This is a genomic window from Lentzea albidocapillata (assembly GCF_000719115.1).
In the GTDB taxonomy this organism is placed as follows: domain Bacteria; phylum Actinomycetota; class Actinomycetes; order Mycobacteriales; family Pseudonocardiaceae; genus Lentzea; species Lentzea albidocapillata.
The window spans coordinates 155,237-177,863 of record NZ_JOEA01000013.1; the positions used below are offsets into that span (position 1 = coordinate 155,237).

Sequence of the window (22,627 nt, forward strand, 5' to 3'; positions counted from 1 at the left end):
TTCGACTGGGTTTTTTTCCGACCCACCTTCGTGACGCGCGCGGATGCGCAATAGTGTCGGTTGCTACTGGTGGCGTAACGAGTCGAAGAGGTGCCTGTCAGTTGAGCACGCTGCAGTTCAAGCGAACGGCACGCCTTGCTGCTCCCCGGCCTCCGGGCGGTGAGGTCCACCTCGAACCGCCACCCGAGGTCCCCCGGATCATTCCCGGCAACATCATGATGAAGGCGATGCCCGTCGTCATGATCGTGGCGTCGATGGGCATGATGGGCATGATGCTGGTGTTCATGCCCCGGCAGCCCGCGGCGATGATCATGCCGGGCATGATGATGATCTCGACCATCGGCATGATGGCGAGCGGCATGGGCTCGGGCAAGGGTCAGAAGAAAGCCGAGATGAACGAGGACCGCAAGGACTACCTGCGGTACCTCGGCCAGATGCGCGACCGCGCCCGTGAGGCCGCCGACGAGCAGCGCGCCGAGCGCGAGTGGGTGCACCCCGACCCGCAGATGCTGTGGTCGCTCGCCACCACCAGGCGCATGTGGGAACGCCGTCAGAACGACCCGGACTTCTGCCACCTGCGCGCGGGACGGGGCTCGCAGCGCCTCGCGACCCGCCTGGTGCCGCCGCAGACCGGTCCCGTCGAGGAGCTCGAGCCGATCGCGACGCTGGCGCTGCGCCGTTTCGTGCGCGCCCACTCGCTCGTGCCCGATCTCCCGATCTCCATCGCACTGCGCGGTTTCGCCGCGGTCGGCCTGCTCGGTGAGATCGAGGACCGCCGTGACGTCGCGCGCGCCCTCATCGCCCAGCTCGTCACCTTCCACGCCCCGGACGACCTGCTGATCGCGGTCGTCAGCGCGGGCCGCACCAAGCAGTTGTGGGAGTGGGCGAAGTGGCTGCCGCACTCGCAGCACCCCACCGACATCGACGGCATCGGCCAGCGCCGCATGATGGCGAACTCGCTCGCCGAGGTCGAGGCGATGCTGGACGAGAACCTGCGCGACCGGCAGCGGTTCACCCGCAACGCCCCGCCGCCGCCCGACCAGCCGCACATCGTGATCGTCATCGACGACGGCGACATCAGCCGCGAAGAGATGATCATCATCGAGGAGGGTCTGGTCGGCGTCACGCTGCTGGACCTGAGCGAGTGCCTGGGCAACCTGACGGCGCGGCGCGGTCTGCGGCTCGTCGTCGAGAACAACCAGCTGGGCGCCCGTTCCGCGACCGGTGTCGAGTGGTTCGGTGCCCCGGACCGGCTGTCCATCGTGGAGTCCGAGGCGCTCGCCCGCAGGCTTTCGCCCTACCGCATGGGCGCCGCCGGTGAGGCCGGTGGCGACTCGGGCGAGGACCCGTTGGCGATGAGCAACAACCCGCCGCTGCTCGAGTTCATGGGCATTCCCGGCGACCCGATCACGTTCGACGTGCAGCAGGCGTGGCGGCCGCGGCCCAAGCGCGACCGCTACCGCATCCCGTTCGGCATCGGCGAGCACGGCCAGGCGGTCGAGCTCGACATCAAGGAAGCGGCCGAGGACGGCATGGGCCCCCACGGCCTGTGCATCGGCGCGACCGGTTCCGGCAAGTCGGAGTTCCTCCGCACGCTGGTGCTCGGTCTGCTGGCCTCGCACTCGTCGACGGCGCTCAACATGATCCTCGTCGACTTCAAGGGTGGTGCGACGTTCCTCGGTCTGGACAAGGCACCGCACGTCGCCGCCACGATCACCAACCTCGCCGGCGACCTCAGCCTGGTCGACCGCATGAAGGACGCCATCGAGGGCGAGGTGTCGCGTCGCCAGGAGGTCCTGGCGAAGGGCAACTACAAGAACGTCTGGGACTACGAGAAGGCCCGTGAGAACGGCGCCCAGCTCGACCCGCTGCCCGCGCTGTTCATCTGCATCGACGAGTTCTCCGAGATGCTGACGGCGAAGCCGGACTTCATCGACATCTTCCTCCAGATCGGTCGTGTCGGCCGGTCGCTGCAGATGCACATGCTCCTCGCGTCGCAGCGGCTCGAGGAAGGCAAGCTCCGCGGTCTGGACACGTTCCTGTCGTACCGGATCGGTCTGAAGACGTTCAACGCGGCTGAGTCCCGCGCGGCGATCGGTGTGCCGGACGCCTACGAGCTGCCGCCGATCCCGGGCTCGGGTTACCTGAGCGTGCAGGGCATGCCGCTGACCAGGTTCAAGGCGCTCTACGTCTCGGGTACCTACCGTCCCGCGGGCATGCAGTCCGCCGGTGAGTCGGTGGCCGTGCGCAGTGACAAGCGCCCGCGCTTCTTCGTGCCGGACTTCATCGAGATCCCGAAGGAGCCGGAGCGCCCGCTCGAGCCGGTGAAGGTCGCGGAGCCGGTCAAGGAGGACGCGAACGAGCCGACCCAGCTCGAGCTCATCGTCGAACGCCTCTACGGCCAGGGCCCGCCCGCGCACGAGGTGTGGCTGCCGCCGCTCAACGAGCCGCCGACCATGGACACGATGCTGCCGCCGCTCGACGTGACCCCGGACCGCGGTCTCACGTCGCCGGGCTACCCGGCCAACAGCACGCTGCAGATCCCGGTCGGCATCGTCGACAAGCCGTTCGAGCAGCGCCGCGACCTGCTGTGGGCGGACTTCTCCGGTGCGGCCGGTCACGGCGCGATCGTCGGTGGTCCGCAGTCCGGCAAGTCGATGATGCTCAGGACGCTCGTCGCGTCGATGGCGCTCACCCACACGCCGGAGGAGGTGCAGTTCTACCTCATCGACCTCGGTGGTGGTTCGCTCGCCGCGATGGAGGACCTGCCGCACGTCGGTGGCTTCGCCGGTCGTCTCGACGTCGACAAGGTCCGCCGCATGGTGGCCGAGCTGCAGACCCTGATCGCGGAACGCGAGCTCCGCTGGCGCGACCAGCGCATCGAACTGGCCGAGTTCCGCAACCGCAAGCGTCGCGGTGAGATCAAGGACGACGCGTTCGGTGACGCGTTCCTGATCGTCGACGGCTGGATGAACTTCCGCCAGGAGTTCGAGATGGTCGAGCCGCAGATCCAGGCGCTCGCCGCGCAGGGTCTGTCCTACGGCGTGCACGTGATCGTCGGCGCGAGCCGGTGGGCGGAGATCCGGCCCGCGATGAAGGACCTCCTCGGCACGCGCTTCGAGCTGCGGCTCGGTGACCCGAGCGAGTCCGAGGTCGACCGCAAGGTGGCGGTCAACGTGCCGCCGGGCCGCCCTGGCCGCGGCATCGTCATGGACGGTTCCAGTGGACGCCGGCTGCACTACCTCGTCGGCCTGCCGCGCATCGACACCTCGCAGGACGCGAACAGCGTCACGGCGGGTGTCGCCGACCTCGCGAGCAAGCTCACGGCGGCGTGGCAGGGCCCGCGCGCCCCGCAGGTCCGGATGCTGCCCGACCTGCTCGACCACGGGCAGTTCATGGCCCACGTCCAGCAGGCCGCCCCCAACCGCGGGCGCCTCGTCCCGGTCGGCGTCAACGAGGACGAGCTCGCGCCGGTCTACCTCGACTTCGACGCGGACCCGCACTTCATGGCGCTGGCGGACGGTGAGTCGGGCAAGACGAACATCCTGCGCACGATCGTCCGCGGCATCATGCAGAGCTACACCTCGTCCGAGGCGTTGATCCTGCTCGCGGACTACCGCCGCACGATGCTCGGCTTCATCGACACCGACCACCTGCTCACCTACGCGGTGTCGGGCCCGCAGTTCACGCAGAACGTGCAGGAGATCAAGGGCTCGCTCGCCGGCCGCATGCCCGGCCCGGACGTCACGCAGGAGCAGCTCAAGAACCGTTCCTGGTGGAAGGGCCCCGAGGTCTTCGTCATCGTCGACGACTACGACCTGGTCGCTCCGCAGGGTGGTGCGAACCCCATGCAGCCGCTGGCCGAGTTCATCCCGCAGGCCAAGGACGTCGGTCTGCACATCGTCGTCGTCCGCCGCATGGGTGGTGCGTCCCGCGCGATGTACGACCCGATCATGGGCAAGCTGAAGGAGATCTCGGCGCCGATCTTCGTCGGTTCCGGTTCGAAGGAGGAGGGCAACATCGTCGGCAACCTCAAGCCGTCGCCGCAGCCTCCCGGCCGGGGCACGCTGGTGACCCGCAAGCACGGTCAGCAGCGCATCCAGTTCGCCTGGATCACGCCGGACTAGACCCCGTAGCAACGTCTTCGTGGGTGGTCTCGCCGCAACGGCGGGGCCACCCACGAGTCGTTTTCGGGGGAGCTCGGCGCGAACGGCAAAGGCCCGCGGCCGAAGCCACGGGCCTTTCCAGGTAGTACCTTCCCCCAGCCGCCGGATCCGGAACGCCGATGCAGTCAAGAGGGAGGCGACCGCACCGGCGTTCCGGATGCTGTTCTTCCGAGCCACCCCCCAGGCTGACTCCTCCGAACCGGCTGGGGAGAACTCTGCCGCACACCGCTCACGCGGCGATCACGTCTCGATGACACCGTTCCCGGCTGGGGCGGCACGATCACCCGGTCGCGCCCGGAGCAGGCGCTGCTCGACCTGGTCCGGAATGACCGACTTGGCCATCCGTGTCGTCCGAGGCAGTCGTATCGGGTAAGCATGTGCGCGGAAGAGGGGAATGTGCATGAGCCTGCACGTCGCGGTCGACTTCGGCACGTCGAGCACCTGTGTGGCGATCTCCGCGAACGGGCGGGAGCCGCAGGTCGTCGTGTTCGACGGCCAGCCGCTCGTGCCGTCCGCCGTGTTCGCGGCCGCCGACGGCACGTTGTTCGTCGGCCAGGAGGCCGAACGCCAGGCGGCGGTCGATCCCGCGCGCTACGAGCCGCACCCGAAGCGTCGTATCGACGAGGGGGAGTTGTTGCTCGGCAGCACCGTGCTGCCCGTTGTGGACGTTGTGCGGGCGGTGCTGGCACGAGCCGTGGGAGAAGCACGGCGCGTTGGTGGCGGAGCGCCTGTCGACCTTCTCGTCCTCACCCACCCCGCGGACTGGGGCTCCGTCCGCACCCGCGTCCTGCTGCAGGCGGCCCGCGGGCTCGGCCGCGAGGTGGTGCTGGTGCCCGAACCGGTCGCCGCCGCCGTCTTCCACTCCGCGAGCCACTCCATTCCGGACGGTGCCGCTCTCGCCGTGCTCGACCTCGGTGGCGGCACGGTCGACGCGAGCGTGGTGGCGCGGGCGGGCAGGAGCTTCCGGGTGCTGTCCGCGAAGGGCGACCCGAGTTTCGGTGGCGCGGACATCGACCAGGCGTTGCTCGAACACGTCGGCGGGCTGGTCGCGGCCAAGGACCCCGAGGCGTGGCGGCAGCTCGTCGAGGGCCGCGAGATGGCCGACCGGCGCAAGCGGCGGGTGCTGCGGCAGGACGTGCGCGGCGCCAAGGAGACGTTGTCCCGGCACGCCTACACCGACGTGCCGATGCCGCCGCCGTTCCCCGACGCGCACGTGACGCGCTCGGATCTGGAACAGTTGATCGCCGCGCCGATCAGCCGGGCGGCCGCGCTGGCCGGTGCCGCGGTCCGCGACGCCGGTCTCGCTCCCCAGCAGCTCGCCGGGGTGTTCCTGGTCGGCGGGTCCAGCCGGATCCCGCTGGTCGCGCGCATGGTGCACGAGCAGATCCGCGTGGTGCCGACGAGCATCGACCAGCCGGAGACGGTGGTGGCCCGCGGCGCGCTGCGGGCGGTCAGCCTCGATCCGGAACGGACCGGCGGTGTGGCCCAGCAGCCCCAGTCGAAGGGCCCGTCGGGTGAGGTGACTCACAACCTGCGGGTCGGCGACGAGGCCACGCGGAAGATCACCCGCCGGATCACGCCACCGCCGTCCGGGCAGTTCCCCGTCTCGTTCCCGGCGGCTTCGCCACCGCCGCGGAAGAAGAGCAAGGCGCGCCTGTTCATCACGATCGGTGTCGTGGCCGTGCTCGCGGCGGCCGGCGTCGGCGGCTACTACTGGCTGAAGCCCGAGGGGACGCAGGAACAGCCGGCTCCGCAGGGCGACCGGATCGCCGTTTACGACTACAGCTTCACCCGGCCGGACGGGTGGGAGCAGACGGGCGGCGCCGCGCCCGTCCGCCAGGTGCTTTTGCAACCGATTGATCGCAAGAATTCCGATGGCGAACAGCCGGAAGCACGTATTGCTGTGCAGGAGCAAACACTTGAGTACGACAGCGACGCGGATCGCTCTCGCGCGCTGAGTGAGTTGAAGAACACCTTTGAGCAACGCAAGGAGAAAGGCGATGTGGTCGCCAACTTCTCCGAAGAAAGCTCATTCGCCGGCAAGTCTGTTGTTCACTATCGCGAAGTGATCGGGACGACCGGTGTCGACTGGTACATCCAGTTCGTGGGCGAGCACCAGGTGAGCGTCGGATGTCAGGCGACGGAAGCCACAAAAGCCCAGGTCGGCGCCGCCTGCGAGCAGATCGTCCGCTCACTGGTCATCAAGTCGTAGCCGCAACGTCAGGGAGTCGCCGATGTCCGCCACCGAGGTCCTCGCCCGGTTCCGCGCCGAGGTCGGAGCAGCGGTCACCCGTGCCCGCCGCGCGTCGGGTGAGATCGGTGAACGCAACGCCAAGCTGCGGGAACGTACGCGTGACCTCGCAGCGCTGGCCCGTGATCGCAAGGTCGAGCCCGGTGGCCAGGCCACACCTGCCGACGTCCGGGAGGCCGCCAGGGGGTTCCGCACCGACCGCGGGCTGGCTGTCGAACAGGTGCCGGACGCCACCGAACCGGCCGCACCCGTCCCAGCTGAGACGGAACGGGTGACTCTCGGTTCGTCGGCCGTCGCCGGTCCGAGTGGTCAGCTTCCCCGTGTGAGTGACGATGACGAGGACTTTTCGCAGTCGCGAATCCTCTACTGACTCCCGGTTTCACCCGGAGCCGTTTACTAGCGCAACTACTTCGAACGAAGTCGCGACAGAACGGAACCGACGTGGCAGGGTCCTCGTCGGAAGAGGCGTACGAACCAAGAAGTGCGACTTGAAGTTCTCTGAAGGGGGCATCTCCCAATGGCATTGACCGTTACGTCTGAAGAGCTCGACGCCCTGGCGAAGCACATTGCCGACGTCAACGAGCAGACGCAGGGCACGCTCCGTCAGGTGGGCAGCACCGTCGACACGCTGTCCGGCACCTGGAAGGGCAACGCCGCCACCGCGTTCGGCAACCTGATGTCGCGCTTCCACGAGGACGCGGCGAAGGTGCAGCAAGCGCTGATGGCCATCGCCGAGCAGATCTCCAGCTCCGCTGACGTCTACGCCCGCAACGAGGAGGAGCAGCAGCAGAGCATGACCGGCATCACCGGCCGGCTCAGTGGCAGCTGATCTCGCTTTCGTTCGTCAGTCGCTTCTAGCGTTTCCAGACTTCAAAACAGATCCCAGGGGAGATAGCAATGAGTGGTCCGATTCAGGTTACCTTCGCCGAGGTGGCGAACGCGGCTTCGCAGATCAGCAGCGCCGCCAAGAGCGTTGACCAGCAGCTGGACGACCTGCGCACGAAGGTGACGGCGACGCTCTCCGGCTACGAGGGCGACGCCGCCACGCAGTACCAGGCAGCGCAGGACAAGTGGGACAAGGCCGCCGCAGACCTGCAGGCCGTGCTCGCCGCCATCGGTACCGCCGTGCAGCAGTCCGGCGAGGCTTACGAGCAGTCCGAGCGCCAGAACGCCAACCGCTGGTAAGCCTGCTCGGCCTTCGTAACACCCTCGCGAGCCCCGGAACCACGTGGTCCGGGGCTCGCGTATGTCCAGGGAAGGGTGGCTTGAGAGGGGCCGTTTTGGTGCCCGCGCCACCCATCCGGTATCTTCTGACGTTGTTGTGCGGTAGCGGGCGCCCATGTGTGCCGCGTCTGTCTCGGAACCACCGCTTGGTTCGTCCAAGATCGGTCTGGGGCAACCGCCGCAGTGACCCCAGACGCAAGTGACGACGAGGTAGATCCGTGCGCACGTACAGCCCGAAGCCCGGTGAGGTGACCCGCACCTGGCATGTGATCGACGCCCAGGACGTGGTGCTCGGCCGGCTCGCCACCCAGGCCGCGACGCTGCTGCGCGGCAAGCACAAGCCGACTTATGCGCCTCACGTTGACACTGGTGACTTCGTTGTCATCATCAACGCGGACAAGGTCGCTCTGACCGGCGCGAAGCGCGACCAGGCGTTCCAGTACCGCCACTCCGGCTTCCCCGGTGGTCTGCGCAAGCAGTCCTTCGGCGAGGTCCTGGACACCCGTCCGGACCGCCTGGTGGAGAAGGCGATCAAGGGCATGCTGCCCAAGAACCGCCTTGGCCGTCAGATCGCGAACAAGCTCAAGGTCTACGCAGGCGCGAGCCACCCGCACGAGGCGCAGCAGCCGCAGGCCTTCGAGATCAAGAAGATCGCCCAGTGAGCGACGAGTACACCGAGGAAGTTCCTGTGACCACCCCTGAGAACGAGACCCCCGAGGTCGAGACCCCCGAGGTCGAGGCTGAGGTTGTCGAGGCCGAGGTCGTCGACGCTCCTGAGGCCGAAGAGGCTCCCGAGGCTGTTGAGGCTGAGGCTGTTGAGGCCGTCGAGGTTGAGGCCGTCGAGGCTGACGCTGACGCCCCCGAGGCCGACGCCGCCGAGGCCGACGCCGAGGCCGTCGAAGAGACCTCCGCGCCGGTGGTCGCCCTCTCGCTGAACGGCGCCGCGCACCTCGCGCAGACCGTCGGCCGCCGCAAGGAGGCCGTCGTCCGCGTCCGCCTCGTGCCCGGCACCGGCAAGTTCACGCTGAACGGCAAGACCCTCGAGACCTACTTCCCGAACAAGGTGCACCAGCAGCTCATCAAGGAGCCGCTCGTCACCACGGAGAAGCCCGAGACGTTCGACGTCATCGCGAACCTGCACGGCGGCGGCATCACCGGCCAGGCCGGTGCGCTGCGTCTCGCCATCGCGCGTGCGCTGATCGCCGTCGACTCCGAGGACCGTCCGGTCCTCAAGAAGGCCGGCTTCCTCACTCGTGACCCGCGGGTCAAGGAGCGCAAGAAGTACGGTCTGAAGAAGGCCCGCAAGGCGCCTCAGTACTCCAAGCGTTGATGCCCCACCGCGGGGCGAGCCGTGTCTGCGTTCGTCAGATCACTGCTCCTCCGCGGTGAGTGCGGGGACACCCCGCACTCCGAGCGTCATCCAGCTATACCTGCGGGAGCAGCAGTTCACCACGAACTGCTGCTCCCGCAGTGTTTTCCGGGTCCTTTCCCGCCGCCTCGCTGTGTCCAATTCGGAGGATTCATGGCCCGCCTGTTCGGCACCGACGGTGTACGCGGTCTCGCCAACGCCGATCTCACCCCCGAGCTCGCGATGTCCGTCGCCGCCGCGGCGGCAAGGGTGCTCGCCGAGCACGACCGCTCCCACCGCCCCGTCGCCGTCGTCGGCCGCGATCCCAGGGCGAGCAGCGAGATGCTCGACGCCGCCGTCACCGCCGGTCTGACCTCGGCCGGTGCGGACGTGCTGCGCGTCGGCGCCCTGCCCACGCCCGCCGTCGCGTACCTGGTCGCCGCGCTCGGCGCCGACATCGGCGTGATGATCTCCGCGTCGCACAACGCGATGCCGGACAACGGGATCAAGCTCTTCGCCGCCGGTGGCCACAAGCTGCCCGACTCGGTCGAGGACGAGATCGAGCAGCACATGGGCACCGGTTTCGACCGTCCCACCGGTGCCGCGATCGGCCGGGTGCGCGACGTTCCCGACGCCGAGATCCAGTACGTCGAGCACCTGATCAAGGTCACCCCGCACCGCCTCGACGGCCTCAAGGTCGTGGTGGACTGCGCGAACGGTGCCGCGTCGGTGGCCGCACCGGACGCGTACCGCCGCGCCGGGGCCGAGGTGATCGCGATCAACGCGAACCCGGACGGCCTCAACATCAACGCCGGCTGTGGTTCCACCCACATCGACGTCGTCGCCGCCGCGGTCCGCGAGCACGGTGCCGACCTCGGCATCGCGCACGACGGTGACGCCGACCGCTGCCTCGCCGTGGACGCCGAGGGCAACCCGGTCGACGGCGACCAGATCCTCGCGGTCCTCGCGCTCGCCATGCGCGACGCGGGCGAGCTGTTCGAGGACACGCTCGTCGCGACCGTGATGAGCAACCTCGGCCTGCACATCGCCATGCGGGAGTCGTCGATCCGCCTGCGCACCACCGCCGTCGGCGACCGCTACGTGCTGCAGGACCTCAAGGCCGGCGGCTACTCGCTCGGTGGCGAGCAGTCGGGCCACGTCGTGCTGCCCGCGCACGCCACCACCGGCGACGGCCTGCTCACCGCGCTGCGCCTGATGGCCCGCATGGCCGAGACCGGCAAGTCGCTCGCCGACCTCGCCTCGGTGATGCGCCGCCTGCCGCAGGTCCTGATCAACGTGAAGGTCACCGACAAGGCGGCCGTCGCCAAGGCCTCGTCGGTCAGCGAGGCCGTTGCCGCCGTCGAGGCCGAGCTCGGCGACACCGGCCGCGTGCTGCTGCGCCCGTCCGGCACCGAGCAGCTCGTGCGGGTGATGGTCGAGGCCACGAGCCACGAACAGGCCCAGTCTGCCGCGCAGCGCCTGGCCGGTGTGGTTTCCTCGGTGCACTGACGACGGAACGGGGGCCGGAAGGTGATGAGCGTGCTGATGTTGTTGATACTCCTGGTGCTGCTGGGAGGAGTGACAGCGGTCGTCATCATCGCCGTCGTCACGGCGACGAAGAGGAAGAACGCCGCCCGGCCCCCGTATCCGCCCGTCCAGGGCCGGCAGTACCCGCCACAGCAGTACCCGCAGCAGCCGTACGCACCGCAGGGGTATCCGCAACAACCCGCGCCCGGCCAGCCGCCGTCCGCACAGATCGGCGGGTGATCCGCCGTGAAGTTCGGACCGGCCCAGCTGTTGATCTTCCTGTTCGTCGTCGTGGTGGTCGTGGTCGCGGTGGTGATCGTGGTCGTGGTGAAGAACCAGAAGAAGCAGCGGGCCCAGCACCCGCAGTTCCCTCCCGGCCAGGGCTACCCGCCTCCTCCCGGCGGCCAGTACCCCCAGCAGGGCCCTCCGCCCGGTCAGCAGTGGCCCCAGCAACCTCCTGGTCAGCAGCCGCCACCCAATCAGTGGTGATCGTCGGCGGACGCCGCCGGATGGCTGTTTACTAAGGCAACCGACATCACGGAGCTCAGGTCAGCGTGTGATCTGGGCTGGCACTGTATGGCGGAACCCCGCTGAGCCGAACTGCGTCAGATCGGGGACAAGGGGAGGCAGGAGCACATGTCTGGCTATCAGGCGAACGCCGGCGAAATGATGTCGTCCGCGACGACCATCCAGGGCATCGCGACCGAGATCGAGAACTACAAGGCCAAGATCACCGCGACCGCTGTGAGCGAGAAGGACTTCGGTCGCGCGCACCACGCCGGTGGCGGCAAGTACAAGGCCGGCCTGCCGAAGATAGCCGAGGCGATCAGTGCCTACTCCGCGGCGATGAAGGGTCTCTCGGACAAGCTGCGCGAGTCCGCGAACGGCTACGCCTGGACCGAAGAGGCCAACGCCGCCAAAGTCAACAAGCAGGGAAGGTAGTCGCAGATGCCCAGCTGGGAAGAAGTCAAGAAGCTCTGCGACAACCCGGAGATCCCGCCGGACCAGAAGAAGGCCCTTCTCGAGGCGTACTACACGACCGAGATGGACCAGGACGTCACGGGCACGCACAACGACGAGCTCGAGAGGTACCTCGACGACTACGACATCTCGTACGGTGACGGCTTCGGCCAGTCGCTGTCGAACTCGATGCCGTGGTCGGACAGCTCGGAAGACCGGCTGAACAACGCCTACGACATCGCGAAGAAGTCGGGCGAGGCCGGGCAGAAGAAGGTCGACGACCACAACAAGGCGAAGACGGACGGCCAGAACGCGCTCGACCAGTCCGAACAGCGCGCGGCCGACGGCGGCGCGGGCGTCGGCAACTCCAACTCCCTGCTCGACGCGGGTGCGCCCGGTCTCAAGTACTTCGAGAACTTCCTCCCGGTCTACGCGGAGGCGAAGTCGGTCATCGGTGTCGGCGCGGACGTCAACACCGACTACAACAACGTCAAGACGCTCTACGAAGAGCAGCGCGACATCGACTTCCACAAGATCGACCAGGACATCGTCGAGATGCGGCAGGTCTCCACCGATCTGCGCACTCAGCAGGCCGACTCCGAGAAGTCGATGTCGAAGCTGTGGTCGAGCTGGGACGGCAACGCCGCGGACAACTCGCGCGCCTACGTCGCCGACTTCTCGAAGAAGGGCGCCGCCGTCGCGGACGGCATCAACCATGTCGCCGACGCGACGCGCCTGGCCTGCCACACGGTTTCGCAGCTGGTGAACGACAAGGCGAACGCGGTCCTGAACGGGGTGGGCAGCCCGTTCGACATCGCCGGCAAGACGCCACCGCAGATCCGCGAGGTCGTTCAGGCCGCGGACAGCGAGGACGAGGGCGTACTCCGGCGCGCCGCCGGTCACGTCGGCATCCAGATCGACGACGAGGCGTGCGACGACGACGTGTGGAAGGGCGAGGTCCGCAAGGGCTGCCGCGAGTGGCTGCAGACCACGTTCCACAAGGACGTCAGCGAGAAGTACAAGAACTTCGAGGAACTCTGCAAGAACACGAAGAAGTCGGTCGACGACGCGTGGAACGCGCTCGGCGCCGAGATGGAAAAGATCAACACCAAGCCGTTCGAGCCCGCCAAGGAGGAGAAGCCCGCCGACAAGCCAGGTGACGACACCGGCGGTGGCGGCGACAAGAAGCAGCCTCCTGGCGGTGGCCCTGGCGGCGGCGGTCCCGGCGGTGGTGGGCCCGGTGGTGGCGGACCCGGTGGCGGCACGCCGGAGATCCCGAAGCCGGAGAACCCGCTCGACAAGAACGGTGACGGCAAGCCGGACGTGCCCGGCGACACCGACGGTGACGGCAAGGTCGACGACCTCGACGGCGACGGCAAGCCGGACAACCAGCAGCCCAAGCCCGAGGAGAACCTCGAGTCCGTCACGGTCAAGGCCGGCGACAACACGATCAAGGTCACCGAGCCCGACTCGAACGGGCACGTGAAGATGACGATCGACACGCCCAAGGGTGAGCCGAAGACCTACGACCTGGACTTCAGCAAGAACCCCGAGGCCGCCAAGGCGCTGATGGGCCAGAACGGCACGCAGGCCATCACCGCCATGGCGAACCAGCTCACCGGCACGGCGACCACGGGCGCGCAGACCCCCGGTGCCCCTGCGGCCGTCGGCAGCACGCCGACGACCGGCGGTGGCGTGGGCATGGGAGCGCCCGGCTCGGAGTCGAACCCGATCCCGGTTGAGGTCGGCGCGGACGGCAAGATCCACATCGAGCAGGACGGCGTCAACTTCACCGCCGAGGTCGACGCCGAGACCGGCGAGATCAACCTGACCGCGGACAACGGCGACGGCACCCCCGACGAGATCGGCGTGAGCTTCGGGGAGGACGAGAACCCGGCGGCCGGCACCGACAAGGCCGGTGCCGGCGGGATGACCGGGGACCTACGCCTCGACGAGCCGCTGAACCTCCCCGAGCAGGACTTCCCCCGGCCGGTCGAGGGCGAGTTCCAGGCGATGCCCGCGCCCGCCCAGGGTGAGTTCCAGACCATGCCGGCCCCGGCTGAGCAGGTCTGGAGCCCGCCGGGGCAGGAAGGCCCGAACGTGGCCGAGCGCTTCCAGGAGTCGGTGGGCCGCAGCTACATCGAGGACAACGGCATCATGCCGAACGTCGGCGAGCCACGGATCTCCAGCGAAGGCCCGCTGTACGCGCAGACCGCGTCCTCGGACAGCACCGCGACGTCCGGTGTCTCGTTCACCGGCGGCGGTTCCACCGGCAGCGAGTCCGTGCTCGGCGGTTCGTCGCCGGCGGACAGTGCCTGGAGCACGCCGTCGCAGGGCAGCGACCAGGGCGGCTCGTTCAACACCAACGCCTCCGAGGCCGGTCAGGCGGGTTCGGCGAACCTTCCGTCCATGCAGGATGCCCAAGGCCAGCCCACCTCCGGGCCCGCGTCCGGCGGGATGGGCGGCGGGATGATGGGCGGCGGCATGATGGGTGGCGGTGCCGGTGCCGGCGGTCAGCAGGGCGGCGACTCCGAGCGCGGCGCGAGTCAGTGGCGCACCACCGGTTCGCTGTTCGAAGATGACAACAACCCGCTCAGCAGCGCCCAGGGCGTGCTCAGCGGCGACGACGGCAACCGGGGTGGTAGCTGGTGAGCGATCTCGACCTCGCTGCGTTCAAGGCGAAGCTCTCGGGCATCGAGTCGGAGCACTCCACCCGGATGGCGGAGGCCAGGCAGAAGTTCGACGAGTCGGCCAAGGCGACGCAGGAGAGCCACGACAAGTTCGCCGACCGCAAGCAGCGGCTCACCGAGCGGCTCCGCGAGATGGCTCGCAACCAGCGCGGCGAGGGCAAGGACCGCAACAAGGAGCTCTCGTTCGGGCTGGAGGACGAGACCGCCGCTCCGCAGGACGATCTCGCCGACGAACTCGCGCAGATCGAGAAGGAACGGCAGGCGCGCGAGCTGCGTGCCCAGTCGGAGGGCTTCATGCGCGGCCCGGCCGCGGCTCCGGTGCAGCCGGTCCGGCAACCTCCGGTCATCCAGCAACCGGTGGCTCCTCCGCCGCCGGTGCGCCAGCCTCCGCCACCTCGCCGGCCGCAGCGCCCGGCCGTCGACGATGACGACGACCTCAGCAACCAGAGCTGGTTGTCCTGACCAACAACGCCCCAGGTCCACGAGGACCTGGGGCGTTGTCGTCGATCAGCGAGGCGGGCCGTAGCCCGGTGGCGGCGGACCCTGCGGCGGGCCGTAGCCGGGAGGCGGCTGCTGGGGCTGTCCGTAGCCGGGCGGCGGTCCCTGCTGCGGGAACCCGCCCTGCGGATGGCCGGCGTGGGGCGCAGCGGCGGGCTTCAGGGCGTTGGTCACGGGCGGCAGGATCGCGAGAACCCCGACGACCAAGGTCAACCCGGCCGCGACGTAGGTGTCGCTGGTGCCGCTCCAACCGAGTAGCTGGTTGTAGTAGAAGAAGTGGCAGCCGGCGGCGAGCAGGCCCAGCAGGACCGCACCGGCGACGAGGAACGCGCCGGGCATCTTGCGCAGGACGATCAGCACCGCACCGAAGATCAGCACCGCCGCCGCGAGCAGCTTGAGCACCATGTCGGCGATGCTCAACGGGACCAGCAGGTCGCCGTTGCCGCCGGTCTGCGAGAGCAGGCGCGCGACGACGTCGGGTTCCGACTCGTGCGGGCGTTTGATGATGATCCTCATGACCCCGAGGACCGCCCAGTACACGGCGACTCCACCTGCGCCCACCGCCGTGACGATCGCCATCGCGAAGTTCCCGCGTTTCGGCGCCGGTGGTGGCGGACCCCACTGCTGCTGCGGCTGTTGCTGCTGCCAGCCCTGATTCGGCATCACGCCGAGCAACCTAGCGGCTGCGCAGGGCTTCGCGCTGGAAGACCAGGTTCGCGTTCTTCAGGTCGCTGTCCAGCAGTTCGTCGTACGTGCGCTCGCCGGTCAGCACGCGCAGCAGGAAAGCGGTGACGAACGCGCGGCCGAGCTTGTGTGATCCGCGTTCCGCACTGCCGTCCAGCATGAGGTCGCTCCAATGCCTGCCCTCGGTGAACCCGAGGTGCGAGGCCTTGGGCAGCAGCCGCAGTTGCACGGGGCCGCCCCACGCGGACGCGATCGCCTCGGCGTGGCCGACCGGTGGTGCGATGCGGTCCTCGCCCGCCGCGAGGTGCAGGCCGGGCGCGCGGACCTCGCGGGCCGCGTCCAGTGCCGAGGGACGCGTTTCCGTTGCGGCCAAAGTCACAACGGCCCGGACCCGGTCCGCCGAGGACGCTGCCAGCACGGCCGCGCCGCCGCCCATCGAGTGTCCGGCCAGCGCGAGCCGGGCCGGGTCGACGCTGATCTCCCCGGTGCCGAGCCGCACGCCGGTGCAGATGTCCAATGTGGTCAGTAGGTTCGCCGCCAGCACTCGCGACGACAGCAGCAGCCCGCGTTCCACGGCCGGTGCCGCGGCGACCACGCCCCATGACGCCAGGTGCCGCAAAAGGCCGTGGTAGCGGCGTACGGGCTGCATCCAGCCGTGTCCGAACGCGACGGCGGGCAGACCGAGCCCGGACTGCGGCGTGAAGATCACGCCCGGCAGGCCGACGAGCGCGAGGTCGCCGCGCAGCACGGGGTGCGGGCCGGGCCTGCTGAGCTGCTCGAGGGCCTGTTTCGCGGTCAGCGTGATCACGCGGCGAGCCATGTCGTGAACCGTAGTCGATCCTGTCGTCTGCACCACACCCGAGATTGGTCTACACCATATGTGCGCTTGACCAGCGCAAACAGAGCACTCTCACTCATTAGGGTTAGCGGCGTGGTCTAGCTAGTCTGTTTCCCGTGTGCGGAATCGTGGGATACGTGGGTCACCAGTCGGCGCTCGACGTCGTGCTGGACGGGCTGAGGCGCCTCGAATACCGGGGTTACGACTCGGCGGGCGTCGCGGTCGTGACAGGCGACGACCTCGCCGTCGAACGCAAGGCCGGACGACTGCAGAACCTGGAGACGAGGCTCGACGAGGTGGGCCGCGACAACTTCGTGGGCACCGTCGGCATGGGCCACACCCGGTGGGCGACGCACGGCGCGCCGATCGACAAGAACTCGCATCCGCACCGCGACGCCACGAACCGCGTCGCCGTGGTGCACAACGGCATCATCGAGAACTTCCTCGCGCTGCGCGCCGAACTCGAAGGCCTCGGCGTCGAGATGACGTCGGACACCGACACCGAGACGGTCGCGCACCTTGTGGCGTTCGCCTACGCCGAGGGCGACACGAAGGGTGACCTGCCGGCCAGTGTGCGCAAGATCGCCCGCCGGCTCGAGGGCGCGTTCACGCTCGTGATCACGCATGCCGACGAGCCGGACCAGGTCGTCGCCGCGCGCCGCAACTCGCCGCTGGTTGTCGGCGTCGGCGAGAACGAGTACTTCGTCGCGAGCGACGTGGCCGCGTTCATCGCGCACACCAAGGAAGCCGTCGAGCTGGGCCAGGACCAGATGGTCGTGCTGACCCGCGACGGTTACGAGGTCACCGACTTCGACGGCGAGGTCGCGCAGGCCAAGCCGTTCACGGTCAACTGGGACCTCAGCGCCGCCGAGAAGGGCGGCCACGAGTACTTCATGCTCAAGGAGATCGAGGAGCAGCCGGAGGCGCTGGCGAACACGCTGCGCGGCCACTTCGCGAACGGCCGGATCGTCCTCGACGAGCAGCGCCTCTCCGACCAGGACCTGCGCGACGTCGACAAGGTCTTCGTCATCGCCTGCGGCAGCGCGTACCACTCCGGTCTCGTCGCGAAGTACGCGATCGAGCACTGGACCCGCCTGCCCGTCGAGGTCGAGCTGGCCTCCGAGTTCCGCTACCGCGACCCGGTGCTCGACCGCGACACGCTCGTCGTCGCCGTCTCGCAGTCCGGCGAGACCGCGGACACGCTGGAGGCCGTGCGCCACGCACGCGCGCAGAAGGCCCGCGTCCTGGCCGTCTGCAACACCAACGGCGCGCAGATCCCGCGCGAGTCCGACGCCGTCCTCTACACGCACGCCGGTCCGGAGATCGGTGTCGCGTCGACGAAGGCGTTCCTCGCCCAGATCGCCGCGAACTACCTGGTGGGCCTGGCCCTGGCGCAGGCCCGCGGCACCAAGTACCCGGACGAGGTCGCCCGCGAGTTCCACGAGCTGGAGGCCATGCCCGAGGCCGTGCGGCGCGTGCTCGCCACGACCGAGCAGGTCCGTGCGCTCGGCCGTGAGCTCGCCGACTCGAAGGCGGTGCTGTTCCTCGGCCGCCACGTCGGTTACCCGGTGGCACTGGAAGGCGCGCTCAAGCTCAAGGAGCTCGCCTACATGCACGCCGAGGGCTTCGCGGCCGGCGAGCTCAAGCACGGTCCGATCGCGTTGATCGAGAAGGACCTCCCGGTCGTCGTCGTGATGCCGTCGCCGAAGGGCCGCGCCGTCCTGCACTCGAAGCTGGTGTCGAACATCAGCGAGATCCAGGCCCGTGGCGCCCGCACGATCGTGATCGCGGAGGAGGGCGACGAGACGGTGCGCCCGTTCGCGGACCACCTGATCGAGATCCCGGCCGTCCCGACGCTGCTGCAGCCGCTCATCTCGACCGTGCCGCTGCAGATCCTCGCGGCGGAGATCGCGAAGACCCGTGGCTACGACGTCGACAAGCCTCGCAACCTGGCGAAGTCCGTTACCGTCGAGTGAGTGAGAGGCGTCTGGCACACCGAACGCGTCAAGGCCGCTGAAGAGGAGCTCATGGCGGTCGTCCCGCCGGGCTCGTTGATGCGCAAGGCCGCGTTCGGTGTGGCCACCCACGCTCTCAGGCTTCTGTCCGGACATCGCCGCGTCACGGTGCTCGTCGGTGCGGGCAACAACGGCGGCGACGCCCTGTGGGCCGGTTACTTCCTGCGCCGCAGGGGAGTCGCCGTGTCCGCGGTCCTGCTCGACCCGGCCAAGGCCCACGCCGAAGGCCTCGCCGCCTTCCGTCGCGCCGGTGGCCGGATCGTCTCCGAGGTCGGCAGCCCTGATCTCGTGATCGACGGCATCGTCGGCCTGTCCGCGCGCGGCCCGTTGCGCCCGGCAGCCGCCGCTCTGGTCGAGAGCGTGAAGGTCTCGATCCTCGCGGTGGACCTGCCGTCCGGCATCGACCCGGACACCGGCGAGATCACCGGCCCGCACGTGAAGGCGCACACCACCGTCACGTTCGGCTGCCTGAAGCCGGTGCACGCGCTGGCCGACTGCGGTGACGTGCATCTGGTGGATATCGGTCTGCGGCCGGTGGACCCAGACTTCGTATTGCTCGACCGCGCGGACATCTCCTGGCCGGTGCCGGGCCCGTCCGACGACAAGTACACCCAGGGCGTCACAGGAGTGGCGGCCGGCAGCACCACCTATCCCGGCGCCGCGGTGCTGTCGACCGGCGCCGCCGTGCTCGCGACGTCGGGCATGGTCCGTTACGCCGGTCCGGCCGCCGACGCCATCCGCGCCCGCTGGCCCGAGACGATCTGCACCGGCTCGATCACCGACGCCGGCCGCGTCCAGGCCTGGGTCGTCGGCCCCGGCATGGGCACCGGCAGTTCGTCCGCGGAGGTCCTGCGGTTCGTACTGAACGCCGGTGTGCCGGTGATCGCCGACGCGGACGCCATCACGCTGCTCGCCTCGACCCCGTCGCTCTGGGACGCCCGCGACCCCGACGCCGCCCTCGTACTGACCCCGCACGACCGCGAGTTCGAACGCCTGGCCGGCCCGGTCGGCGCGGACCGCGTCGCGGCAGCCAGGAAGGCCGCGCAGCGGTTCAACGCCGTGGTGCTGCTCAAAGGCCATCGGACCGTCGTGGCGGCGCCGGACGGACGGGCGCTGGTCAACTCGGCGACGTCGTCCTGGCCTGCGACGGCCGGATCGGGCGACGTCCTGTCCGGCGTCATCGGCGCGCTGCTGGCCGGTGGCGTGGACCCGTTCCTGGCGGCGGGTCACGCGGCGTACGCGCACGTGCTGGCCGCCGAGTTGGGAGCGGACGGGGCGCCGTTGCCCGCCTCGGGTTTGATGGAGGCGATCCCCGCGGCGATCCGTGCGCTGCGAGTTGCGCCATAGTCCCTGTTCGCGGCTGTCATGGCACGATGAACAGGTTATGGCCCGTTCAGAAGTTGTCGTCGACCTAGGCGCGCTGCGGCACAACGTCGCCCTGCTCGCCGGTCTGGCCCCTGCCTCCGAGACGATGGCCGTCGTCAAGGCGGACGGCTACGGCCACGGTGCGGTTCAGGTCGCCCGCGCCGCCCTCGAAGCCGGCGCCACCTGGCTCGGTTCGTGCTCGACGCAGGAAGCCCTCGCGTTGCGGGCGGCGGGCATCCAGGCCCCGGTCCTGGCCTGGCTCGACGCCCCGGACGAGGACCTGGCGGCCGGTCTCGCGGCCGACGTGGACATGTCCGTGGCATCGCTGTCCGACCTGCGCCGAGTCGAGCAGGCCGCGCTGGAGGCCGACGCACGGCCGCGGCTCCATCTCAAGATCGACACCGGGCTGAGCCGCAACGGCTGCCAGCCCCAGGACTGGCCCGAGCTCGTAGAAGCCGCGAAGCAACACGAGGTCGTGGCCATCTGGTCGCACCTGGCGTCCGCGGACGAGATCGGCGACCCGTCCATCGACCTGCAGGCCAAGCGGTTCGACGACGCCTACGAGGTCGCGAAGGCCGCCGGTCTCGACCCGAAACGGCACATCGCCAACTCGGCGGCCCTGCTGACCAGGCCCGATCTGCACTTCGACATCGTCAGGCCCGGCATCGCCATCTACGGGCTGAACCCGGTGCCGACCGATCACGACCTCAGGCCGGTCATGAGCTTCCGGTCGCACGTGGCGCTCACGAAACGTATCCCCGCAGGCGAGTCGGTCTCCTACGGGATGACATGGACAGCGACGACCGACACGACGCTGGCACTGGTGCCGGCGGGGTATGCGGACGGTGTCCCGAGGGCGCTCTCCGGCCGGATGGAGGTGCTCCTGGACGGGAGGCGCCGCCCGGTGGTCGGCCGTGTCTGCATGGACCAGATCGTCGTGGACTGCGGGGACGACGAGATCGCGGAGGGTGCCGAGGTCGTCCTGTTCGGCGACGGGCGCCGGGGGGAGCCGACGGCGACGGAGTGGGCGGAGCTGACCGGGACGATCGACTACGAGATCGTCTGCGGGATGTACCGGCCGCGGGTGCGGAGGATCTACACGTGAAGCCGGTGTGGAAGGTCGTCGGATGGGTCGGTGGCGCGCTCGGCGCCGCCGTCGCCGGTGCGGCCGTGGCGCAGACCGCGAAGGTCTCGCACGAGCGCAAGACCGCGACCGACAGCCTCGCCGACGAGCCGTTAGGCCGGCTGAGGCCCGATCGCGAGTCGACGGTGGCCGCCGAGGACGGCGTGCCGATCTCCGTCGAGGAGGTCGACCCCGCGGACGGCGGCGAGCCGGACATCACCGTCGTGCTGGTGCACGGGTTCGCGCTGGACCGCCGCTGCTTCCACTTCCAGCGCCGCGACCTCGCCGAGCTGATCGATCCCCGCGTCCACCAGGTGATCTACGACCAGCGCGGCCACGGCCGTTCCGGGAAGTCCTCCGCCGAGCACAGCACGATCGACCAGCTCGCGCTCGACCTCGACTCGGTGCTCCGCGCGGTCGTGCCGGAGGGCCCGCTGGTGCTCGTCGGCCACTCCATGGGCGGCATGACGATCATGGCGCTGGCCGAGAAGCACCCGGAACTCTTCGAGGAACGGGTGCGCGGCGTCGCGTTGGTCGGCACGGCCGCCGGTGCCGTGGGCGGCGCGGGACTGCCGAAGTCCGTGCTGTCGCGGTACAACCCGGTGACGCTCGGCGTCGGCCGGCTCGCGGGCATCCAGCCGGGGTTCGTCGAGTGGGTCCGCAAGGGCACGAAGACCCTGACGTGGAGCGGCATCCGCGCGCTGGCGTTCGGCGACCGGAAGGTCGCGCCGTCTCTTGTGGACCTGATGGAGCAGATGATCAACGGGACGACGGTGAAGGTCCTCACCGAGTTCCTGGAGACCCTCGGCACGCACGACCGCTACAAGGCGCTCGCCGGACTGCGGCACTGCGAGGTGCTGATCCTGAGCGGTGACGCGGACAAGCTCACGCCGTTCTCGCACGCCGAGCGGATGGCCGAGGAGATGCCGCACGCCACCCTGGTGCGGGCCCCCGGTGCCGGACACATGGTGATGATGGAGCAGGCTGATCTCGTCAACGACCACCTGGTCGCGCTCGTCGAACGCTGCGCGGCCGATCGCGGAGAGAGTCGGAAGAAGTGGTGGCGCCGAGCGTGAAGACCGTCGAACTGCCCCTGGTGGAGGACACCGAGGAGTTCGGCCGCAAGCTGGGTGAAGTGGTGCGGGCGGGCGACCTGCTGCTGCTCGCCGGGCCGTTGGGAGCAGGCAAGACGGCGCTGGTCCGCGGGCTCGCGCGCGGCCTCGGCGTGCAGGGCAGGGTGTCCTCGCCGACGTTCGTCGTCGCCCGCGTGCACGAGCCCGCCGAGGACGGCAGGGGCGTGCGGCTGGTGCACGTCGACGCGTATCGGCTCGGGGGTCACCTGGACGAGCTGGACGATCTCGACCTGGACACGGACCTCGTCGACGCCGTGGTCGCCGTCGAGTGGGGTGAGGGCGTCGCGGAACGCCTGAGCGAAGATCATCTGCTGATCCGCCTCGAACGCGGAATCGACGACGTTCGCACGGCTCAGCTGATCCCGCACGGCGAGTGGGGCGCACGTAACCTGCCTGTGTGACGTTGTCCGGCGCATCGGATGACGTCCATTAAGGACGGACCGTGCCGGGCCGATGGGACGCGCATGATCAAGAAGCCGCCTCTGGCGACTGCTGTCATCGGTGGCGCCATGCTCGCGGCCACGGCTTCCGTCACCGCCGGTGAACACGACCACCACGACGACATGAGCGTCGGCGACAACCTCTGTGCCGCGCCGTGGCAGTGGAACGGCCCGCTCTTGCTGCTGCACGAGGGCCACACCTCCGGTTACGCCGCGTGCAACGACAACCACGCCGGCGGTCGCTCGGACATCAGCGTGCTGGACAACGCCTGCGTCGCGCCGTGGCAGTGGACCCGTCCGGTGGAGATCTTCACGGTCGACCATCCCTACGTCGCCTGCACCGGCAACTCGGCCGGCTGACGGTC

The 22,627-nt window shown here is 69.3% G+C and carries 21 protein-coding genes; 19 read left to right on the plus strand and 2 right to left on the minus strand.

All coding sequences use genetic code 11. The features are described 5' to 3' along the window. Positions 1-101 precede the first annotated feature (101 nt). From IG04_RS0120790 to IG04_RS0120855, 13 genes are all read left to right on the plus strand, one after another. Positions 102-4,127 carry a type VII secretion protein EccC gene (locus IG04_RS0120790; protein ID WP_030478334.1) on the plus strand — a complete coding sequence of 1,342 codons (4,026 nt, stop codon included), beginning with the start codon at positions 102-104 and terminating at the stop codon, positions 4,125-4,127. Between the two features lie 439 nt (positions 4,128-4,566). Further along, positions 4,567-6,378: a type VII secretion-associated protein gene (locus tag IG04_RS0120800; protein ID WP_030478335.1), complete on the plus strand. Its 1,812-nt coding sequence runs from the start codon at positions 4,567-4,569 to the stop codon at positions 6,376-6,378. 22 nt (positions 6,379-6,400) lie between these two features. Beyond that, entirely contained in the window at positions 6,401-6,787 is a 387-nt protein-coding gene (locus tag IG04_RS44115; protein ID WP_051770297.1) for a hypothetical protein, read from the plus strand. Positions 6,788-6,934: 147 nt separating this feature from the next. Next, positions 6,935-7,246: a WXG100 family type VII secretion target gene (locus tag IG04_RS0120810; RefSeq protein ID WP_030478337.1), complete on the plus strand. Its 312-nt coding sequence runs from the start codon at positions 6,935-6,937 to the stop codon at positions 7,244-7,246. A gap of 68 nt (positions 7,247-7,314) precedes the next feature. Then, positions 7,315-7,602, plus strand: a complete 288-nt coding sequence (locus IG04_RS0120815; RefSeq protein ID WP_030478338.1) for a WXG100 family type VII secretion target — start codon at positions 7,315-7,317, stop codon at positions 7,600-7,602. A 257-nt stretch (positions 7,603-7,859) separates the two neighbouring features. Further along, positions 7,860-8,303: a 50S ribosomal protein L13 gene (gene rplM / locus IG04_RS0120820; protein WP_030478339.1), complete on the plus strand. Its 444-nt coding sequence runs from the start codon at positions 7,860-7,862 to the stop codon at positions 8,301-8,303. A gap of 26 nt (positions 8,304-8,329) precedes the next feature. Next, on the plus strand, positions 8,330-8,971 hold the full coding sequence (rpsI, locus tag IG04_RS48190) for a 30S ribosomal protein S9 (RefSeq protein WP_245815887.1): 642 nt from the start codon (positions 8,330-8,332) through the stop codon (positions 8,969-8,971). Between the two features lie 192 nt (positions 8,972-9,163). Next, positions 9,164-10,498, plus strand: coding sequence for a phosphoglucosamine mutase (glmM, locus tag IG04_RS0120830; RefSeq protein WP_030478341.1), 1,335 nt, complete (start codon positions 9,164-9,166; stop codon positions 10,496-10,498). A 36-nt stretch (positions 10,499-10,534) separates the two neighbouring features. Continuing rightward, on the plus strand, positions 10,535-10,756 hold the full coding sequence (locus IG04_RS0120835) for a hypothetical protein (RefSeq protein WP_245815955.1): 222 nt from the start codon (positions 10,535-10,537) through the stop codon (positions 10,754-10,756). Positions 10,757-10,762: 6 nt separating this feature from the next. Continuing rightward, entirely contained in the window at positions 10,763-11,005 is a 243-nt protein-coding gene (locus IG04_RS0120840; RefSeq protein ID WP_051770304.1) for a hypothetical protein, read from the plus strand. Between the two features lie 147 nt (positions 11,006-11,152). Further along, complete coding sequence (locus IG04_RS0120845) at positions 11,153-11,458, plus strand: type VII secretion target (protein WP_030478344.1); 306 nt, start codon at positions 11,153-11,155, stop codon at positions 11,456-11,458. A 6-nt stretch (positions 11,459-11,464) separates the two neighbouring features. Then, the gene (locus IG04_RS46595) at positions 11,465-14,128 is read left to right on the plus strand and encodes a hypothetical protein (RefSeq protein WP_030478345.1); all 2,664 of its coding nucleotides are present in this window, start codon (positions 11,465-11,467) and stop codon (positions 14,126-14,128) included. Continuing rightward, complete coding sequence (locus IG04_RS0120855) at positions 14,125-14,628, plus strand: hypothetical protein (RefSeq protein ID WP_030478346.1); 504 nt, start codon at positions 14,125-14,127, stop codon at positions 14,626-14,628. Before IG04_RS46595 ends, IG04_RS0120855 begins: the two co-directional genes overlap by 4 nt. A gap of 45 nt (positions 14,629-14,673) precedes the next feature. Here IG04_RS0120855 and IG04_RS0120860 read toward each other — a convergent pair whose 3' ends face one another. Together IG04_RS0120860 and IG04_RS0120865 are read right to left on the minus strand one after the other, a co-directional pair. Continuing rightward, positions 14,674-15,330, minus strand: a complete 657-nt coding sequence (locus tag IG04_RS0120860) for a hypothetical protein (RefSeq protein ID WP_144065190.1) — start codon at positions 15,328-15,330, stop codon at positions 14,674-14,676. A 10-nt stretch (positions 15,331-15,340) separates the two neighbouring features. After that, positions 15,341-16,168 (minus strand): dienelactone hydrolase family protein, encoded by an 828-nt coding sequence (locus tag IG04_RS0120865; RefSeq protein WP_030478348.1) that lies wholly within the window; start codon positions 16,166-16,168, stop codon positions 15,341-15,343. A gap of 134 nt (positions 16,169-16,302) precedes the next feature. Between IG04_RS0120865 and glmS the strand changes: the two genes are divergently transcribed. The 6 genes from glmS to IG04_RS0120895 all read left to right on the plus strand — a co-directional run bounded on the left by glmS (position 16,303) and on the right by IG04_RS0120895 (position 22,622). Continuing rightward, positions 16,303-18,162: a glutamine--fructose-6-phosphate transaminase (isomerizing) gene (gene glmS, locus IG04_RS0120870; protein ID WP_030478349.1), complete on the plus strand. Its 1,860-nt coding sequence runs from the start codon at positions 16,303-16,305 to the stop codon at positions 18,160-18,162. Continuing rightward, positions 18,163-19,548 (plus strand): bifunctional ADP-dependent NAD(P)H-hydrate dehydratase/NAD(P)H-hydrate epimerase, encoded by a 1,386-nt coding sequence (locus IG04_RS0120875; RefSeq protein ID WP_030478350.1) that lies wholly within the window; start codon positions 18,163-18,165, stop codon positions 19,546-19,548. It begins immediately after the preceding gene. A 37-nt stretch (positions 19,549-19,585) separates the two neighbouring features. Continuing rightward, positions 19,586-20,671: an alanine racemase gene (gene alr, locus IG04_RS0120880; RefSeq protein WP_030478351.1), complete on the plus strand. Its 1,086-nt coding sequence runs from the start codon at positions 19,586-19,588 to the stop codon at positions 20,669-20,671. After that, positions 20,668-21,765 carry an alpha/beta fold hydrolase gene (locus tag IG04_RS0120885; protein WP_030478352.1) on the plus strand — a complete coding sequence of 366 codons (1,098 nt, stop codon included), beginning with the start codon at positions 20,668-20,670 and terminating at the stop codon, positions 21,763-21,765. Before alr ends, IG04_RS0120885 begins: the two co-directional genes overlap by 4 nt. After that, on the plus strand, positions 21,762-22,223 hold the full coding sequence (tsaE, locus tag IG04_RS0120890) for a tRNA (adenosine(37)-N6)-threonylcarbamoyltransferase complex ATPase subunit type 1 TsaE (RefSeq protein ID WP_036015380.1): 462 nt from the start codon (positions 21,762-21,764) through the stop codon (positions 22,221-22,223). Before IG04_RS0120885 ends, tsaE begins: the two co-directional genes overlap by 4 nt. 63 nt (positions 22,224-22,286) lie before the next feature. Then, positions 22,287-22,622 carry a hypothetical protein gene (locus IG04_RS0120895; RefSeq protein ID WP_030478354.1) on the plus strand — a complete coding sequence of 112 codons (336 nt, stop codon included), beginning with the start codon at positions 22,287-22,289 and terminating at the stop codon, positions 22,620-22,622. Positions 22,623-22,627 lie beyond the last annotated feature (5 nt).

What these genes read in the sequence shown, in the direction of transcription:
- IG04_RS0120800 (WP_030478335.1), top strand. Translation starts at nt 4,567, where the DNA reads ATGAGCCTGCACGTCGCGGTCGACTTCGGCACGTCGAGCACCTGTGTG.
- IG04_RS44115 (WP_051770297.1), top strand. Translation starts at nt 6,401, where the DNA reads ATGTCCGCCACCGAGGTCCTCGCCCGGTTCCGCGCCGAGGTCGGAGCA.
- IG04_RS0120810 (WP_030478337.1), top strand. Translation starts at nt 6,935, where the DNA reads ATGGCATTGACCGTTACGTCTGAAGAGCTCGACGCCCTGGCGAAGCAC.
- IG04_RS0120815 (WP_030478338.1), top strand. Translation starts at nt 7,315, where the DNA reads ATGAGTGGTCCGATTCAGGTTACCTTCGCCGAGGTGGCGAACGCGGCT.
- glmM (WP_030478341.1), top strand. Translation starts at nt 9,164, where the DNA reads ATGGCCCGCCTGTTCGGCACCGACGGTGTACGCGGTCTCGCCAACGCC.
- IG04_RS0120835 (WP_245815955.1), top strand. Translation starts at nt 10,535, where the DNA reads ATGTTGTTGATACTCCTGGTGCTGCTGGGAGGAGTGACAGCGGTCGTC.
- IG04_RS0120845 (WP_030478344.1), top strand. Translation starts at nt 11,153, where the DNA reads ATGTCTGGCTATCAGGCGAACGCCGGCGAAATGATGTCGTCCGCGACG.
- IG04_RS46595 (WP_030478345.1), top strand. Translation starts at nt 11,465, where the DNA reads ATGCCCAGCTGGGAAGAAGTCAAGAAGCTCTGCGACAACCCGGAGATC.
- IG04_RS0120865 (WP_030478348.1), bottom strand. Translation starts at nt 16,168, where the DNA reads ATGGCTCGCCGCGTGATCACGCTGACCGCGAAACAGGCCCTCGAGCAG.
- alr (WP_030478351.1), top strand. Translation starts at nt 19,586, where the DNA reads ATGGCCCGTTCAGAAGTTGTCGTCGACCTAGGCGCGCTGCGGCACAAC.
- IG04_RS0120895 (WP_030478354.1), top strand. Translation starts at nt 22,287, where the DNA reads ATGATCAAGAAGCCGCCTCTGGCGACTGCTGTCATCGGTGGCGCCATG.